The following is a 15,275-nucleotide window of genomic DNA, read 5'->3' on the forward strand; positions in this document are numbered from 1 at the left end:
ATGCCGCCAGCGTTCAATCTGAGCCAGGATCAAACTCTATAGTTCGATCTTGAATTTAAAGTCTTGCGACTCACTCATAAAAACGGAATTGAAGTGAACTTCACTTCTATTTCCATGAGCGTTTGATTTAGTTCTAAAGAACTTGGCTGCTTGCCATCAAACGCCCACGCTTATCGGCTGTATCTTGTTAAGGATCCGAGAACAAAAACCAATCTAAACCGGCTTTCATTTCTTTGCTTGCTGTGATCAGCGAAGCCTTGCATTGTAGCACCATTTTCGCCAACAAGAGGAAGACTTCTCAATCTCTTGGGGACTAGCGAATCTTGCGTTTCGCTCAGTGCAGCCTTGCATTCTACACAGATTCTTCACCATCTGACAACTCGTGAATGAACCAGCACGAGAAAAGCCAAAGCAAGAGAGGGCAGGCTTGCCTGCCCTCTCTTGCTTTCTATAAGACTATGCCTTGGCAGCCTGCTCCAGAGCATCCACAAACAGAGCCGCCACATCGCAGCCCGTCTGATCAAAGATCTCCTGGAAGCACGTGGGACTGGTCACATTGATCTCCGTGACATTGTGACCAATGATGTCCAGACCGATGAGCAGCAGTCCTCGCTTGACCAACAGCTCACCAATATGTTCGGCAATCGCCTTGTCCTGCTCGCCAAGTGCTTGAGCCACGCCTTTGCCGCCTGCTGCCAGATTGCCGCGCACCTCATTGCCTTGAGGGATACGGGCTAGGCAATAGGGAACAGGCTTGCCGCCGATGATGAGCACACGCTTGTCGCCATGCACGATGTCGGGCAGGAATTTCTGCACCATGACACTGGTGGCGCCGCCATGGTTCAGGGTTTCGATGATGCTACCCAGGTTGCGACCATCTTCACCCACGCGGAAGATACCCATGCCACCCATGCCATCCAGAGGCTTGAGAATGACATCCTTGTGCTCCGCATGAAAGGCACGGATGTCCTGGGCATTGCGAGTCACCAGAGTTGGCGAAATGAACTGCGCAAACTCCATGATGGCCAGCTTTTCCGGATGTTCACGCAAGGCGCTGGGTTTGTTGAAAACCTTGGCACCCTCCCGCTCGGCTTGGCCCAGCATATGGGTTGCATAGAAAAACTCCGAATCAAACGGAGGATCCTTGCGCATGATGACGGCATCCAGATCCGCCAGAGCCTTGATCTCGGTCGCCGTCTCCTCGAACCAATGGTTTTTGTCACCTGTGAGCGTGATGAAGCGCATTTTGGCTTGCACCTTGCCGCCGCTTTGCCATGAAATGTCTTCGGGATGGCAGGCCACGATCTGGTGACCGCGTCGCTGCGCTTCGCGCATCATGGCGAAAGTGGAGTCCTTGTAGATCACAAAGGATTCCAGGGGATCGGCGACAAACAGTATTTGCATGGTGATGACTCAATCTGAACAAGAGGCTTGCCAAGCATGATGCCCGGCTTGGCATAACAGCACAAAGCGACGGAAATCAGCTTGCGACACGGCGGCGCGCATGCTGAATGCACAAGGCCACGCTACCGGCGACCACGCCCCAGAAGGCAGAGCCAATGCCCGCAACGACGACACCGCTGAGCGTCACCAAAAAGGTGATGAGAGCCGCCTCGCGGTGTTGTTCTTCCTTGAAAGCCGTGGCCATTCCACCGCCGATGGAGCCCAGCAGGGCCAGGCCGGCAATACAGGCCACCAATTCCTTGGGGAAGGCCGTCAGCAAGCCCGTCACCACGGCTCCAAAAATACCCAACACGATATAGAGCAGGCCGCAGACCGCCGCAGCGGTATAGCGCTTGGATTTGTCCTCATGCGCCTCGGGCCCCATGCAGATGGCCGCCGTGATAGCACTCAGATTGAGAGCGTAGGCACCAAACGGCGCCAGCACCAGGGTGGCAAAACCCGTCATGCTGATGATGCGCGAGACCGGAATGGGGTAACCCGTGGCACGGATCACCGCCACACCCGGCAGATTTTGCGAAGCCATGGTGACCACGAACAGCGGCAGAGCCAGACTGACAAAGGCCGCCAGCGAGAAATGCGGAGCGGTATAGACCGGAACGGCAAAACCTGCGTGCACGGCAGACCATTGCATTTGCCCGCGCAGTGCCGCCCACGCCATACCGGCTGCCAAAGTGATGATGACCGCATAGCGAGGCGCCAGCCTGCGCGAGAACAGATAGGACAACAGCATGACCAGCACCAACGGGAGGTTGGTCTCGGCCGCGGAAAAAGCCTGCATGCCGAATTTGGCGAGCACACCGGCCAACAGGGCAGCTGCGATCTCCATGGGGATACGGTTCATGATGCGCTCGAACCAGCCCGTGAGCCCGGCCAGCATGATCAGCGCTGCGCAGGCGATAAAGGCCCCTACCGCCTCGTGCATGGAAAAACCGCCGGCCAGCCCTGCAGTGGCCAACACAGCGGCTCCGGGCGTGGACCACGCCACCATCACCGGCATGCGCAAAACAAGCGAGGGCACAAGCGAGCACAGCCCCATGCCCAGACCCAGGGCCCAGATCCACGAAGTGATTTGCTCGGGCGTGGCATGGAAAGCCTGAGCCGCCTGAAACACCAGGGCCACCGAGCTGGTAAAGCCCACCAGCACCGCCACAAAGCCCGCAGCCAATGCGGCAGGGCTCAAGTCTTTGAAAAAGCGCATCTGCGCATTCTGGCATCTGACTCGCCAGAAGCTCTACCGCCTGAGCGACCTGGAATCACGAAGACCGCCATTACTCCTGAATCAATAGCTTTTCACACTTGATAAATAAGCCAAAGAGCATGATTTGACTTGAATTTCTAGAGTTCGATCTTGGAACCCAGCTCCACCACGGCATTGCTGGGAAGGTGCAGAAAATCAGAAACCCGACTGGCATTCTTGTGCATCTGGGCAAAAAGCTTCTCGCGCCAGTGCGCCATGGAGTTGTTCATGCGCGGAATGATCAGATCGCGCGAGAGGAAGTAGCTAGTCTCCATGGTCTCGAACTTGCAACCCCGGGTACGCAACAAGGCCAGGGCCGCCGGCACATCAGGCTCATTCTTGAAACCATAGTGAATAATGACCTCCCAACAATCGCCGCCCAGCGCCTCCGCCTCCACCCGCTTGTCCAAACCGACCCAGGGCACTTCGTGGTTGCGCACCGTCACAAAGATGTTTCTCTCATGCAACACCTTGTTGTGCTTGAGGTTGTGCAGCAAGGCATTGGGCACGGTACCCGGCTCTCCAGACAGAAAGACGGCAGTGCCCGGCACGCGTGTGGGCGGATGACGCCAGGCGGACTCCAGGAAATCACGCAGATTCAAGGCATCGGCTTGCAATTTTTTGTGCAGTGCCTCGCGACCACGGCGCCAGGTCATCATCAGGGTGAAGATGGTACCGCCTATGAGCAGCGGGAACCAGCCGCCCTCGAACAGCTTGAGCAGATTGGAAGCAAAGAAAGCCAGGTCCACCACAAAGAAGAAGCCCGTGGCCAACAGACACAGGGCCAGCGGGTACTTCCAGCGGTAACGGATCACGAAGAAGGTCAGCATGGTGGTGATCAGCATGTCCAACGTGACCGCGATACCGTAGGCTGCTGCCAGATTGCCGCTGCTGCGAAACAGCACCACGGCCAGCGCGATCGCCACAAACAGGCCCCAGTTGACCAGTGGCATATAGATCTGCCCGGTCTCCTTGACACTGGTGTGCCGCACCTCAAAACGGGGGAAGTAGCCCAGTTGGATGACTTGGCGCGTCACACTGAAGGCGCCCGTGATCAGCGCCTGCGAAGCGATCACGGTGGCCATGGTGGCCATGATGACCAGCGGCAGCAGCGCCCAGCCCGGTGCCATCATGAAAAACGGGTTCTTGACCGCATCCGGATTGGCCAGCAGCAGCGCGCCCTGACCAAAGTAGTTCAAGGTCAGCGCCGGCATGGCCACGCTGAACCAGGCCAGACGAATCGGCTTTTTGCCAAAGTGCCCCAGGTCGGCATACAGCGCCTCGGCACCTGTCACGCACAACACCACCGAACCCAAAATGATGAAACTGGTGCCTGGGTTGTTCCAGATAAAGGCAACCGCGTAATACGGACTGAGCGCCGCCAGAATTTCGGGGTGACCGACGATCTGATGCACACCCAGCGATGCGATGCAGAAAAACCAGATCAACGTAATCGGGCCAAAGAACTTGCCAATGCCTGCGGTTCCGCGCTTTTGCACCACAAACAGCAGAAACAAAATCACCAGAGTCAGCGGAATCACGGCCTTGGTGAAGTGCGGAGAGATGACCTCCAAACCCTCCACGGCCGAGAGCACGGAGATGGCCGGGGTGATGACGCCATCACCATAAAACAGCGAGGTGCCGAACATGCCCACCAGAAACAAGGCGCTACTCAGGCGCGGCTTGTCTTTCACGGTTTGCGAGGCCAGGGCCAGCATGGCCACCAGTCCGCCTTCGCCGTTGTTGTCGGCCCGCAGCACCAGCGTCACATATTTGAGCGAAACGATGACGGTCAGCGTCCAGAACAGCACCGACAGCACGCCATAGACGTTGGCCGGCGTGAAGGGCACATAGCCCGAGCCGAACACCTCCTTGACCGAGTACAAAACACTGGTGCCTATGTCTCCATAGACAACGCCAATTGCGCCCAGGGTAAGGGCGGGCAGTGAGGATTTCGAATTTTGCACAGGTCAGGGAGCGACTCGTAAGGCAGTCACCAGTTTCAGCGTTTCAGAATTGTGCGCTTGTGGGCGCAAAGCTTCATCAGTCGTAAATTTCGGCGTCAGGATTGGTCGCTTCCAGCTCGTAACTGGCCGCCAGCATGGCCAGACGCGCCACCACGCCATACATGTAAAAGCGATTGGGGGCGCTGGCACCCGGGCGCACACCGGCCTGAGGCAGGTGGTTGCTCTGCTGGAAGGCCAGCGGCACATAACCGGCGCCAGGCGCGTTGAGGTTCTCATCCACATCCCGCTCGGGGTGCATGCGGTAGAAGCCGCCCACCACATAGCGATCCATCATGTAGACCACGGGCTCGGCCACGGCGTTGTGCATGCGCTCCTGGGTCAGCACACCTTCTTGCACGATGACATCGTGCACGGTCTGCCCGTCCTTGATGAGCCCCATCTTGTTGCGGCTTTTGCGCGGCAAATCCGCCAGTTCCTTGGCATCGCGCACCGTCATCACGCCCATGCCATAGGTGCCGTTGTCGGCCTTGACCACGGCAAACGGTTTTTCCTTGATGCCGTATTCCTTGTACTTGCGGCGCACCTTGGAAAGAACGACATCCACCTGCTCTGCCAGGGCATCCATGCCTACGCCGTCGGCAAAGTCGATGTTGTTCACATGACCGAACAAGGGGTTGATCAGCCAAGGGTCGATGCCCAGCAGCTTGCCAAAGCGCTTGCCCACTTCTTCGTAGCTCTGGAAGTGACGGCTCTTGCGACGCACATTCCAGCCCGCGTGCAGGGGCGGCAGCAGGTATTGCTCGTACAACTCCTCGATGATGCCGGGCACGCCGGTGGAAAGGTCGTTGTTGAGCAAGATGGTACAGGGGTCGAAATCCTTGAGACCCAGGCGGCGCTTGCTGCGGATCACCGGCTCCAGCTTGATCTCGTCGCCATGCGGCAGCGTGATGGACAAGGTCTTCTTGATTTCGGGGCTGATGGAGCCAATCCGGACATTCAGGCCCGCCATCGAGAAAATGCGCTTGAGCTGTAGCACGCTGGCCAGATAGTGGGTGTTGCGTGTGTGGTTCTCGGGGATGATGAGCAGATTGCGTGCTTCAGGGCATATCTTTTCGATAGCAGCCATCGCAGCCTGTACGGCCAGCGGCAGCATTTCATCCGTCAGGTTGTTCCAGCCTCCGGGAAAGAGGTTGGTGTCTACCGGCGCCAGCTTGAAACCCGCATTGCGAATATCCACCGAGCAATAGAAGGGCGGCGTGTGCTCCATCCACTCCAGGCGGAACCAGCGCTCAATCGCAGGCATGGAGTCGAGAATGCGCTGCTCAAGCTCATTAATGGGGCCGGTCAGAGCCGTGACAAGATGTGGAACCATAAAGACCCTTAGGAGACGATGGTGGGTGGCTGGTGGGTGGCAATTGTAGGGTTTTGCGCGAGAAGATGGTGTTTACCCTAGGTTTCACGCTAACGACGCCAGAACGCAGGGGACAGCAAAGCCATGAAACTCAATATCTCTAGGCGTCCCAACAACATGCCCAGAGTACATACCCACATCTGAAAATCCGTCAACACCGTGTAGTTGGACACCGGGCCGATCGCACCCAGCCCCGGCCCCAGGCAATGCACACTGGCCAGCGCCGCCGAAAAGGCGGTAACGGGGTCCAGATCGGTCAGCAACAAGATCATGCTCAATACGATGACCGTGCCACCGTAGACCAGCATATAGGCCAGCACCGAGAAAATCATGTGGTTGTCGACGACCGCACTGCCCAGGCGCACAGGCTGCACCGCGCGCGGATGAACTAGGCGGGTCATCTCGCGTCGGGCCTGTTTGACAAGTATCAGCATGCGAACCATTTTGATACCGCCACCGGTGGAACCGGCACTGGTGGCAACCCCCGACAGCAGCAGCAGCAGCACCGGCAGGAACACCGGCCATGCCAGATAGTCGGTAGTGGAATAGCCCGTGGTGGAAGCGACCGACACGGTATGGAACATGCCGTAGCGCAAGGCATCCAGCGGCCCGTAAACGCCTTTGATCCACAACAGCGCGGCAGCGAACAAACCGGCGCCCACCAGCACATAGATGGTGGCCTTGGCCTCGGGGTCGCGCCAGAAGGCATCGAACCGCCCTTTACGCAAGGCCACAAAGTACAGGGCAAAGTTGCAACTGGCCAGCAGCATGAAGATGAGGGCAATGAACTCCAGCAGCGGCGAGTCGAAATAGGCAAAGCTCGCATCATGCGAAGACAGTCCGCCCAGGCTCACCGTGGAGAACATGTGCATCAACGCATCCAGCGGCGTCATGCCTGCAGCCCAGAACGCCAGGGCACAGGCAATGGAGAAGCTGGCATACACGCCCCACAAGCCCTTGGCCGTTTCCGTGATGCGCGGCGTCAGCTTCGTGTCTTTGACGGGGCCGGCAGCTTCAGCCCTGAACAGCTGCGCCCCCCCTACACCCAGCAGCGGCAAAATGGCCACGGCCAGAATCAGAATGCCCATGCCGCCCACCCATTGCAAAAAGGTGCGCCAGATATTGATGGACACCGGTAGCTGGTCCAGGCCGGTCAGAATCGTCGCCCCCGCCGTGGTCAGGCCCGATACCGCTTCGAAATACGCATGGGTAAAGCTGATCTGGATGCCGATATGCATCAGGCCCAGCATCAGCGGCAGCATGGCGCACAGCGGCAAGACCACCCACACCAGGGTGACCAGGATCACACCATGGCGCGGCTGCAAGTCCTGTTTGTGGCGATGCAGACCGCCCCACAGCAGCAGCCCCGCCGCCATGGTGATACCCATGGCCCAGGGGTAGATGCGCCAGATGCCATCCTGGGTGAACCAGGACACGCCAAACGGCAGCAGCATGGACAGGGCGAACATCACCATCAGCATGCCCAGCACGCGCAGAACGGGAAGCAAATCTCGCATCTGGGCAGCCTAGAAGAAAGTTGCGCTCACGCGGAACAGATTTTCCACATTGCGCACCAGCCGCTTGTTGGGCAGGAAAAACACCACGTGATCCCCGCTTTCGATCACGGTATGACTGCGCGGAATGATGACCTCGGTCGTTACTTCACTCTGCTTTTCATCGGAGGACTTGCCTGCAGGAATGCCGCGCACGATGAGGCCTATATGCACATCCTCGGGCAGGCTCAGGTCTTCCACCTTGCGACCTACGACGCGCGAGCTTTTCCGGTCGCCGCGCGCCACGATCTCCAGCGCTTCGGCCACGCCGCGGCGCAAGCTGTGTACGGCCTGTACATCGCCACGGCGCACATAGGCCAGCAACTCGCCCAGCATGGCCTGCGCAGGCGACAGCGCAATATCGATCTGCGTGCCGTGCATCAGATCGGCATAGGCGCGGCGGTTGATGAGCGAGAGCACTCGGCGCGCACCCATGCGCTTGGCCAGCAGGCTGGACATGATGTTGTCCTCATCGTCATCGGTGAGCGCCAGAAACAGATCCACCTCCTCGATGCCCTCTTCTTCCAGCACATCCTCGTCCGTGGCATCGCCTTCCAGCACCAGCACCTCGGCGGGCAGCACCGAAGCCAGAGACATGCATTGCCTCTCGCTGTTTTCCACAATCTTGACGTGAAAGCGCCCCGGAATTTGCGACAGTTTCTGGGCCAGCCGCAAGCTGACCTGACCGCCGCCCGCCATCATGATGCGGTATACGGGGCGCGCCTCACGGCCTTGCGGGCTGTGAATGGCACGCAGCGCCTGCGGCACATGTTCGGTAGCTGCCAGGATAAAGACCTCGTCGCCGGGCTCGATACGCGTGGAGCCGTCGCAGCGCACAAAACGGTCGGGCTCATCCATGAAGCGCCGGTAAATGGCCACGATGCGCATGGCCAGATCCGGCATGCGCTCCCGTACCTGGCCGATCTGCAGACCCACCGCAGGCGCACCGGCGCGGGCACGCACGGAAGCCAGGGCCGCGAGGCCGCCGGCAAAAGCACGCACCTGCATGGCCTCGGGATACTCGATGAGCTTGCGTATGTAGTTGGTGACCGACTCTTCGGGGCAGATGATGCGATCCACGGCAAAGCCGTCCTTGCCCAGCACCGGATCATGCGAGACAAAGCCCGAAGAGCGCACGCGCGCAATCCGGGTGGGAATCTCGAACACGGCCTGGGCGATCTTGCAGCAGACCAGATTGGTCTCGTCCATGGAAGCGCAGGCAATCAGCAGATCGGTGTCCTTGGCCCCGGCCTCGGCCAGCACCCGGGGGTCTATGCCGTTGCCCACCACGCCACGCAAGTCATAACGGGCTTCCAGCTCACGCACGGCACGGGCATCGGTATCGATGACGGTGATGCCGTTTTGCTCGGAAACCAAGCTCTCGGCCACGCTCTGGCCCACACGCCCGGCACCCAAAATAATGATTTTCATGATGTTGTTTTGTTGGATCCAAGCAGTGGCGATCATGTCTGCGACCTGCCGCACAGCCATCGCCTGGCCTGCGCGGCAGCCCGAGGCTAGTTGCGCACCTCGCCGTCGCCCAGCACCACGTATTTGAGCGAGGTCAGCCCCTCGATGCCCACCGGACCGCGCGCATGGAACTTGTCGGTGCTGATGCCGATCTCGGCCCCTAGCCCGTACTCGAAGCCGTCGGCAAAGCGCGTGCTGGCATTGACCATGACGCTGGCCGAGTCCACCTCGCGCAGAAACTTCTGCGCATGCTGGTGATCGGTGGTCAAAATCGCCTCGGTGTGGTGGCTGGAATATTTGTTGATGTGGGCAATCGCCTCATCCACGCCATCGACCAGCTTGATGCTGATGATGGGTGCCAGATATTCCTCGTACCAGTCCTGCTCTACCGCCTCAGCGAGTTTGGCATCCTTGACGCTTTGGAGAATCGCCAGCGCCTGGGGGTCGCAGCGCATTTCCACGCCCTTGGCCGCATAGACGGCACCAATCAGGGGCAGGAATTCAGCCGCCACGCCACGCGCAACCAGCAGGCTCTCGCTGGCATTGCAGGGGCTGTATTTGTGGGTCTTGGCGTTGTCCGCCACCTTCACGGCCATGGCGATGTCGCAAGGCTGGTCCACATAGGTGTGGCAGTTGCCGTCCAGGTGCTTGATGACGGGCACCTTGGCTTCGCGGCTGATGCGCTCGATCAGGCCTTTGCCGCCTCGGGGAATGATCACATCCACATAGTCGGGCATGGCGATCAGCTGGCCCACGGCATCGCGGTCCGTGGTTTCCACCAGTTGCACACCCTGCTCGGGCAGGCCGGCCTCAGCCATGGCCTGGACTACCAGCTTGGCCAGCGCCTTGTTGGAGTCAATGGCTTCGGAGCCGCCGCGCAAGATGCAGGCATTGCCGCTCTTGATGGACAGGCTGGCCGCTTCAATCGTCACATTGGGGCGGCTCTCGTAAATCATGCCGAACACACCCAGAGGTACACGCATCTGGCCCACACGGATACCGGTGGGCTGCTGCTTGAGGCCGACGATCTCGCCAATCACCTCGGGCATGGCCGCCAGTTGCTCGCAACCCAGGGCGCAGGTTTCCAGCACCTTGGGCGTCAGGCGCAGTCTATCCACCATGGGATCCGACAAACCATTGGCCACGGCACGCTCCAGATCCTTGGCGTTATCGATCTGCAGCGGCTCCATGTGCTCGCGCAGCAGACGGGCCAGGGCCTTGAGTGCTTTGTTTTTAGTAGCTGCAGACGCACGAGCCATCAACGCAGAGGCCTGCTTTGCCTGTGCGCCAAGGTGATGCATGTATTCGACGGTGTTGAGCGCGTTCATGGTGCAATTTTCGCCTAGATGGACGGCTTTGCCCAGATAAACCCTGAACAGCCGCTTTTTGCAGCAGAAATCGGACTGGCGGCGGATGCCGGGCTTCTACACTTCAGCCAACTTCGGAGACCTCCATGAACACCATGCAAGCCACCCAGCAGCTGCAGCAACTGCGCTCTGGTTTTGAGCAACTGGCCCTGCAGCAAATGAGCCCGGCCGCCCTGGGCCAGCAGGCCCGCGCCGCGACGGCACTGCTGCAAGCACTGCCCGACCGCTATGCCCAAGTGCTGCTCAACCTGCTGGACAGGCTGGAATCCAGTGCCTTGTTCACCGAAGAAAGCTGCTCCTTCAGCCAGAAGGACTTGCTGGACAACCTCACGCTCTGGGGCGAAAAAGCGCAGGCCCAGCTGGATCGACCGGCGGCCTGAACTCAGGCGGCACGCCCGGCGCTTGCCAGCTGCATGGCCAGTTGCCGCAGGGCCTGCCAGCCATCGCGCGGCCAGTCCTTGCTGGGCAGGCCTTTGACAATGCCGTCCACGATATGCGCCGATTGCAGCAAATGGGCGGCCTGGGCCTCCGAGATTCGCGGCAGCAGGCGCTCGAACAAGCGCTCCTTGGGGCCCCAGATACGGTTTTCGCGCAGCGCCATGGGCAGGGGCTTGCCGGCAGCCATGGCGTCCTTGACGCGCTTGATATTGCGAATATCCTCGGCCAGCGACCAGTGCACCAGCACCTCGGCCTCGCCTTCCGCCTGCAGGCCGTCCAGCATGCGCATGCTGCGCGCCACCTGGCCCGAGAGCACGGCTTCCGACAGCTTGAACACGTCATAGCGTGCCACATTGAGCACGGCTTGCTCGACCGGCTCAAAGCCCAGCTCGTCCTGGGGATGCAACAGCGCCAGCTTCTGGATTTCCTGGTGCGCGGCCAGCAGATTGCCTTCCACCCGGTCGGCAAAGAACTGCAGCGTGCGCTGGCCTTCCTCGCCGGCGGCCACACGCTGGCCCTGGGCAGCCAGACGCTGCGCAATCCAGTTGGGTAGCATGGCCCGCTCTATGGGCTCCACCTGAATGGAGACACCCACGCCATCAAGCGCAGCAAACCAAGCCCCCGTTTTGGTGGCCTTGTCCAGACGCGGCAAGGTGATGAGGGTCAGCGTGCTGTCATTACCCTGGGCACTGCTGGCCAGCTGCTGCAAGGCCGTGCTGCCGTCCTTGCCCGGCTTGCCGCTGGGAATGCGCACTTCCAGAATCTGCTTGTCGGCAAACAGCGACAGCGAACCGCCCGCCGCCAGCACCGCACTCCAGTCAAAGTGGGCGCCGGCCACGGTGTAGCTGCTGCGCTCGGTAAACCCTTGGGCACGCGCCGCAGCGCGAATCGCGTCTGCGGCTTCCTGCTGCTGCAACGGCTCATCCCCATGCAAGACATAGAGCGAACGCAGGCCCTTGGCCAAATGGGCTTGGAGCTGGTTCAAGGCAAGTTGCATGGGTGAATTTCTAGTCAAAAAAGCTATCAGAGACCGCCAATCAAGCGTCTCTAGCTATCAAATCAGATGGGTTCAGGCTTTTAACGGCCGAGAGACGGCGAATCAGCTGCTGCACGATGTCCTTGCGCATATCGTTGGTCAGCATCACTTCTTCCGCCGCCTTGGACGATGCATTGGTCTCGTTATAGGTTACGTCGCGCTGTTGGCGAATCTGGGTGGGCGGGATCAGCTCGTCGCCGCCTGGCGTGCGCAACGAGAAGGTGACGATCAGGCGCAGCTGCACTTCACGCACCTGGCCGGCCACGTTCGAGCCCACGATCACACGCTCTTGCAGCTCGCTGATGATCTGGCAGATCACATCGGCCTGGTCGGGCGAGGCCGGGTCCTTGAGCACGGTGAGTTTGTCGCTGGACGACTCCAGATTGCGCATCAGATCGCGGCCCACGGGCGCACCGCGCCCGGCCTGGATGTAGATCGAGCTGAACACGAAATTGGGCACACCCCGCAGGCGAAAGCCGCAAGCTCCCAGCAGGGGAGACAAGGCCATGGCGGCCAGCAGCGTACGTTTTTGCATCAACTGTCCTTGCTATCAAAATGCCCTGCCGCACCACAGTGTGCCGGCAGGGCATGGCCTCATCAGATCACCACATTCACCAGACGGCCGGGAACGATGATGACCTTCTTGGGTGTGGCACCGTTGACGAACTTCAGATAGTCCTCATTGGCCAGCGCGGCAGCTTCGATGGCGGCCTTGTCGGCGGCGGCAGGCACCAGGATGGCTCCGCGCAGCTTGCCGTTGACCTGCAGCATGAGCTGAATCTCGTCCTGCACCAGTGCCTTGGCATCCACCTCGGGCCAGGCGGCATCCAGCAGCTCGCCCAGCTTGCCGGCATAACCGAGCTCGCTCCACAGCACATGGGACAGGTGGGGGGTGGCGGGGTAGAGCACGCGCAGCAAGATGCCAAAGCCTTCGATCAGCGCCACCTTGGCACCGGCATCGTCCAGGGCTTTGAAGTCTTCCAGCGCATTGATCATCTTCATGGCGCCGGAGACCACGGTGTTGTACTGCATGCGCGAGTAGTCGTACTCGACCTGCTTGAGCACGGTATGGATTTCCAGGCGCAAGGCCTTGGCCGCCTTGCCGAACTCCACATCGTCCAGCGACTTGGCACCGGCTGCGCTGGAGATGGCAGCCGCCATGTCCATGGCCGACAGCTTGGCGCCGAAGTTGTAGACGCGGCGCAGGAAACGGTAGCTGCCTTCCACGGCGGCATCGTTCCACTCCAGCGTCAGCTCGGGCGGCGCGGTGAACATGGTGTACAGGCGGGCGGTATCGGCGCCGTACTTCTCGATCAGCTCCTGCGGATCGATACCGTTGTTCTTGGACTTGGACATGGTGCCCACGCCCTCGTAGTCGATGGTGGTTCCCACGGGCAGCAGGCCGTCGGCACTGTCCACTTCCACCTTGAGCTTGGCAGCAATGATCTTGCCGGTGTCGTCGAACACATGCTCCACATCCTTGGGCCAGAAGTACTCCTTGGCACCCTTGGCCGTGCGACGGCTGTAGATGTGGTTGAGCACCATGCCCTGAGTCAGCAGCTTGGTGAAAGGCTCGTCGATCTTGAGCAGGCCCAGATCGCGCATCACCTTGGTCCAGAAGCGTGCGTACAGCAAGTGCAGGATGGCATGTTCCACGCCGCCGATGTATTGATCCATCGGCATCCAGTAGTCGGCGCCGTCACCCACCATTTGCTCGCTGTTCTTGGCGTCGCAATAGCGCATGAAGTACCAGGAGCTGTCCACGAAGGTGTCCATGGTGTCGGTCTCGCGGCGGGCGCTCTTGCCGCAGCAGGGGCAGACCACGCCGGCGTGGAAGGCTTCGCTCTTGATCAGCGGATTGCCGGAGCCGTCCGGCACCAGATCCTGCGGCAGCACGACCGGCAGATCCTTCTCGGGCACGGGCTGGGCACCGCAGTCTTCGCAGTGGATGATAGGGATGGGCGTGCCCCAGTAGCGCTGACGGCTCACGCCCCAGTCGCGCAGGCGCCAGGTGGTCTTGAGCTCGCCCAGACCCTTGTCGCCCAGAATTTGGGCCACGGCCTGCACGGCATCCTGATAGCTCAGACCGTTGAGCTCGCCGGAGTTGATCAGTACACCGCGTTCCTTGTCGCCATACCAGTCGCTCCACTGCTTGTCGTCATAAGCGGTCTGGCCTTCGACAGCCACCACTTGCTTGATGGGCAGGCTGTACTTGTTGGCAAAGGCAAAGTCGCGTTCGTCGTGGGCGGGCACGCCCATCACGGCGCCATCGCCATAGCTCATCAGCACATAGTTGCCGATCCACACCTCGACTTGCGCGCCGGTGATGGGGTGCGTGACGAACAGGCCCGTGGGCTTGCCTTCCTTTTCCTTGACGGCCAGTTCAGCCTCGGTCGTGCCGCCCTTTTTGCATTCTTCGATGAAGGCAGCCAGCTCGGGCTTGCCTGCCGCAGCGTGCTGGGCCAGCGGATGCTCGGGCGCCACGGCGCAGAAGGTCACGCCCATGATGGTGTCGGCACGGGTGGTGAAGACATACATCTTGCCGTCTTGAATCAAGTTGCCGTCAGCACCCTTGATGTCGTGCGTGAACGCAAAGCGCACGCCGGCGCTCTTGCCGATCCAGTTTTCCTGCATCAGGCGCACCTTGTCGGGCCAGCCGGTCAGCGTGGCCTTGTCGTTGCCCATCTGCACATGGTCGAGCAGCTCTTGCGCATAGTTGGTGATCGCCAGGTAGTAGCCGGGGATCTCGCGCTTTTCCACCAGCGCGCCGGTGCGCCAGCCACGGCCGTCAATCACCTGCTCGTTGGCCAGCACGGTCTGGTCCACCGGGTCCCAGTTCACCACCTGGGTCTTGCGGTAGGCAATGCCCTTGTCCAGCATCTTCAGGAACAGCCACTGGTTCCACTTGTAGTACTCGGGGTCGCAGGTGGCGACTTCGCGGCTCCAGTCGATGGCCAGGCCCATGGCCTGCATCTGCTTTTTCATGTACGCGATGTTGTCGTACGTCCACTGGGCGGGCGGCACCTTGTTCTTGAGCGCCGCGTTTTCAGCGGGCAGGCCGAAGGCATCCCAGCCCATGGGCATCAAGACGTTGAAGCCCTTCATGCGCAACTGGCGCGCGAGCATGTCGTTGATGGTGTAGTTGCGCACATGGCCCATGTGCAGCTTGCCGCTGGGGTAGGGCAGCATGGAGCAGGCGTAGTACTTGGGCTTGCTGTTGTCTTCGGTGACGCGGTAGGCGTCGTTGGCGATCCAGTGGCCCTGCGCTGCGCGCTCGACCTCAATGTGGTTGTACTTTTCTTGCATGGTGCTTAGCGGTGGCCGGTGGCCCC

The 15,275-nt window shown here is 60.3% G+C and carries 11 protein-coding genes; 1 reads left to right on the top strand and 10 read right to left on the bottom strand.

Annotated elements, in window-relative coordinates; translation table 11 throughout:
* Positions 1 to 456: 456 nt before the first annotated feature.
* The 7 genes from gshB to ACNAZA_RS19360 all read right to left on the bottom strand — a co-directional run bounded on the left by gshB (position 457) and on the right by ACNAZA_RS19360 (position 10,430).
* Positions 457 to 1,404, bottom strand: coding sequence for a glutathione synthase (gene gshB / locus ACNAZA_RS19330; RefSeq protein ID WP_415798138.1), 948 nt, complete (start codon positions 1,402 to 1,404; stop codon positions 457 to 459).
* A 76-nt stretch (positions 1,405 to 1,480) separates the two neighbouring features.
* Positions 1,481 to 2,662, bottom strand: a complete 1,182-nt coding sequence (locus ACNAZA_RS19335) for a benzoate/H(+) symporter BenE family transporter (RefSeq protein WP_415798139.1) — start codon at positions 2,660 to 2,662, stop codon at positions 1,481 to 1,483.
* Positions 2,663 to 2,799: 137 nt separating this feature from the next.
* The gene (locus tag ACNAZA_RS19340) at positions 2,800 to 4,668 is read right to left on the bottom strand and encodes a potassium transporter Kup (RefSeq protein WP_415798140.1); all 1,869 of its coding nucleotides are present in this window, start codon (positions 4,666 to 4,668) and stop codon (positions 2,800 to 2,802) included.
* Between the two features lie 76 nt (positions 4,669 to 4,744).
* Positions 4,745 to 6,040, bottom strand: a complete 1,296-nt coding sequence (gene gshA, locus ACNAZA_RS19345) for a glutamate--cysteine ligase (protein ID WP_415798141.1) — start codon at positions 6,038 to 6,040, stop codon at positions 4,745 to 4,747.
* 89 nt (positions 6,041 to 6,129) lie between these two features.
* Positions 6,130 to 7,596, bottom strand: coding sequence for a TrkH family potassium uptake protein (locus ACNAZA_RS19350; RefSeq protein WP_415798142.1), 1,467 nt, complete (start codon positions 7,594 to 7,596; stop codon positions 6,130 to 6,132).
* Positions 7,597 to 7,605: 9 nt separating this feature from the next.
* Positions 7,606 to 9,063, bottom strand: coding sequence for a Trk system potassium transporter TrkA (gene trkA, locus ACNAZA_RS19355; RefSeq protein ID WP_415798143.1), 1,458 nt, complete (start codon positions 9,061 to 9,063; stop codon positions 7,606 to 7,608).
* Positions 9,064 to 9,149: 86 nt separating this feature from the next.
* Positions 9,150 to 10,430 carry a glutamate-5-semialdehyde dehydrogenase gene (locus tag ACNAZA_RS19360; protein ID WP_415798144.1) on the bottom strand — a complete coding sequence of 427 codons (1,281 nt, stop codon included), beginning with the start codon at positions 10,428 to 10,430 and terminating at the stop codon, positions 9,150 to 9,152.
* A 125-nt stretch (positions 10,431 to 10,555) separates the two neighbouring features.
* On the opposite strand from ACNAZA_RS19360, the gene ACNAZA_RS19365 reads away from it, so the two are divergent.
* Positions 10,556 to 10,849 carry a hypothetical protein gene (locus ACNAZA_RS19365; protein WP_415798145.1) on the top strand — a complete coding sequence of 98 codons (294 nt, stop codon included), beginning with the start codon at positions 10,556 to 10,558 and terminating at the stop codon, positions 10,847 to 10,849.
* Positions 10,850 to 10,851: 2 nt separating this feature from the next.
* Here ACNAZA_RS19365 and holA read toward each other — a convergent pair whose 3' ends face one another.
* From holA to leuS, 3 genes are all read right to left on the bottom strand, one after another.
* A complete protein-coding gene (holA, locus tag ACNAZA_RS19370; RefSeq protein WP_415798146.1) occupies positions 10,852 to 11,904 on the bottom strand; it encodes a DNA polymerase III subunit delta in 1,053 nt (350 codons plus the stop codon).
* Between the two features lie 40 nt (positions 11,905 to 11,944).
* On the bottom strand, positions 11,945 to 12,478 hold the full coding sequence (locus tag ACNAZA_RS19375) for an LPS-assembly lipoprotein LptE (protein WP_415798147.1): 534 nt from the start codon (positions 12,476 to 12,478) through the stop codon (positions 11,945 to 11,947).
* A 62-nt stretch (positions 12,479 to 12,540) separates the two neighbouring features.
* Positions 12,541 to 15,249 (bottom strand): leucine--tRNA ligase, encoded by a 2,709-nt coding sequence (gene leuS / locus ACNAZA_RS19380; protein ID WP_415798148.1) that lies wholly within the window; start codon positions 15,247 to 15,249, stop codon positions 12,541 to 12,543.
* Positions 15,250 to 15,275 lie beyond the last annotated feature (26 nt).

Source organism: Comamonas aquatilis, assembly GCF_965139575.1.
In the GTDB taxonomy this organism is placed as follows: Bacteria; Pseudomonadota; Gammaproteobacteria; order Burkholderiales; family Burkholderiaceae_C; genus Comamonas; species Comamonas aquatilis.

Excerpts from the sequence above, each read along its gene's own strand:
- holA (WP_415798146.1), bottom strand. The coding sequence starts at position 11,904 with ATGCAACTTGCCTTGAACCAGCTCCAAGCCCATTTGGCCAAGGGCCTG.
- leuS (WP_415798148.1), bottom strand. The coding sequence starts at position 15,249 with ATGCAAGAAAAGTACAACCACATTGAGGTCGAGCGCGCAGCGCAGGGC.
- ACNAZA_RS19375 (WP_415798147.1), bottom strand. The coding sequence starts at position 12,478 with ATGCAAAAACGTACGCTGCTGGCCGCCATGGCCTTGTCTCCCCTGCTG.
- ACNAZA_RS19335 (WP_415798139.1), bottom strand. The coding sequence starts at position 2,662 with ATGCGCTTTTTCAAAGACTTGAGCCCTGCCGCATTGGCTGCGGGCTTT.
- gshB (WP_415798138.1), bottom strand. The coding sequence starts at position 1,404 with ATGCAAATACTGTTTGTCGCCGATCCCCTGGAATCCTTTGTGATCTAC.
- trkA (WP_415798143.1), bottom strand. The coding sequence starts at position 9,063 with ATGAAAATCATTATTTTGGGTGCCGGGCGTGTGGGCCAGAGCGTGGCC.
- ACNAZA_RS19350 (WP_415798142.1), bottom strand. The coding sequence starts at position 7,596 with ATGCGAGATTTGCTTCCCGTTCTGCGCGTGCTGGGCATGCTGATGGTG.
- ACNAZA_RS19365 (WP_415798145.1), top strand. The coding sequence starts at position 10,556 with ATGAACACCATGCAAGCCACCCAGCAGCTGCAGCAACTGCGCTCTGGT.
- ACNAZA_RS19360 (WP_415798144.1), bottom strand. The coding sequence starts at position 10,430 with ATGAACGCGCTCAACACCGTCGAATACATGCATCACCTTGGCGCACAG.
- gshA (WP_415798141.1), bottom strand. The coding sequence starts at position 6,040 with ATGGTTCCACATCTTGTCACGGCTCTGACCGGCCCCATTAATGAGCTT.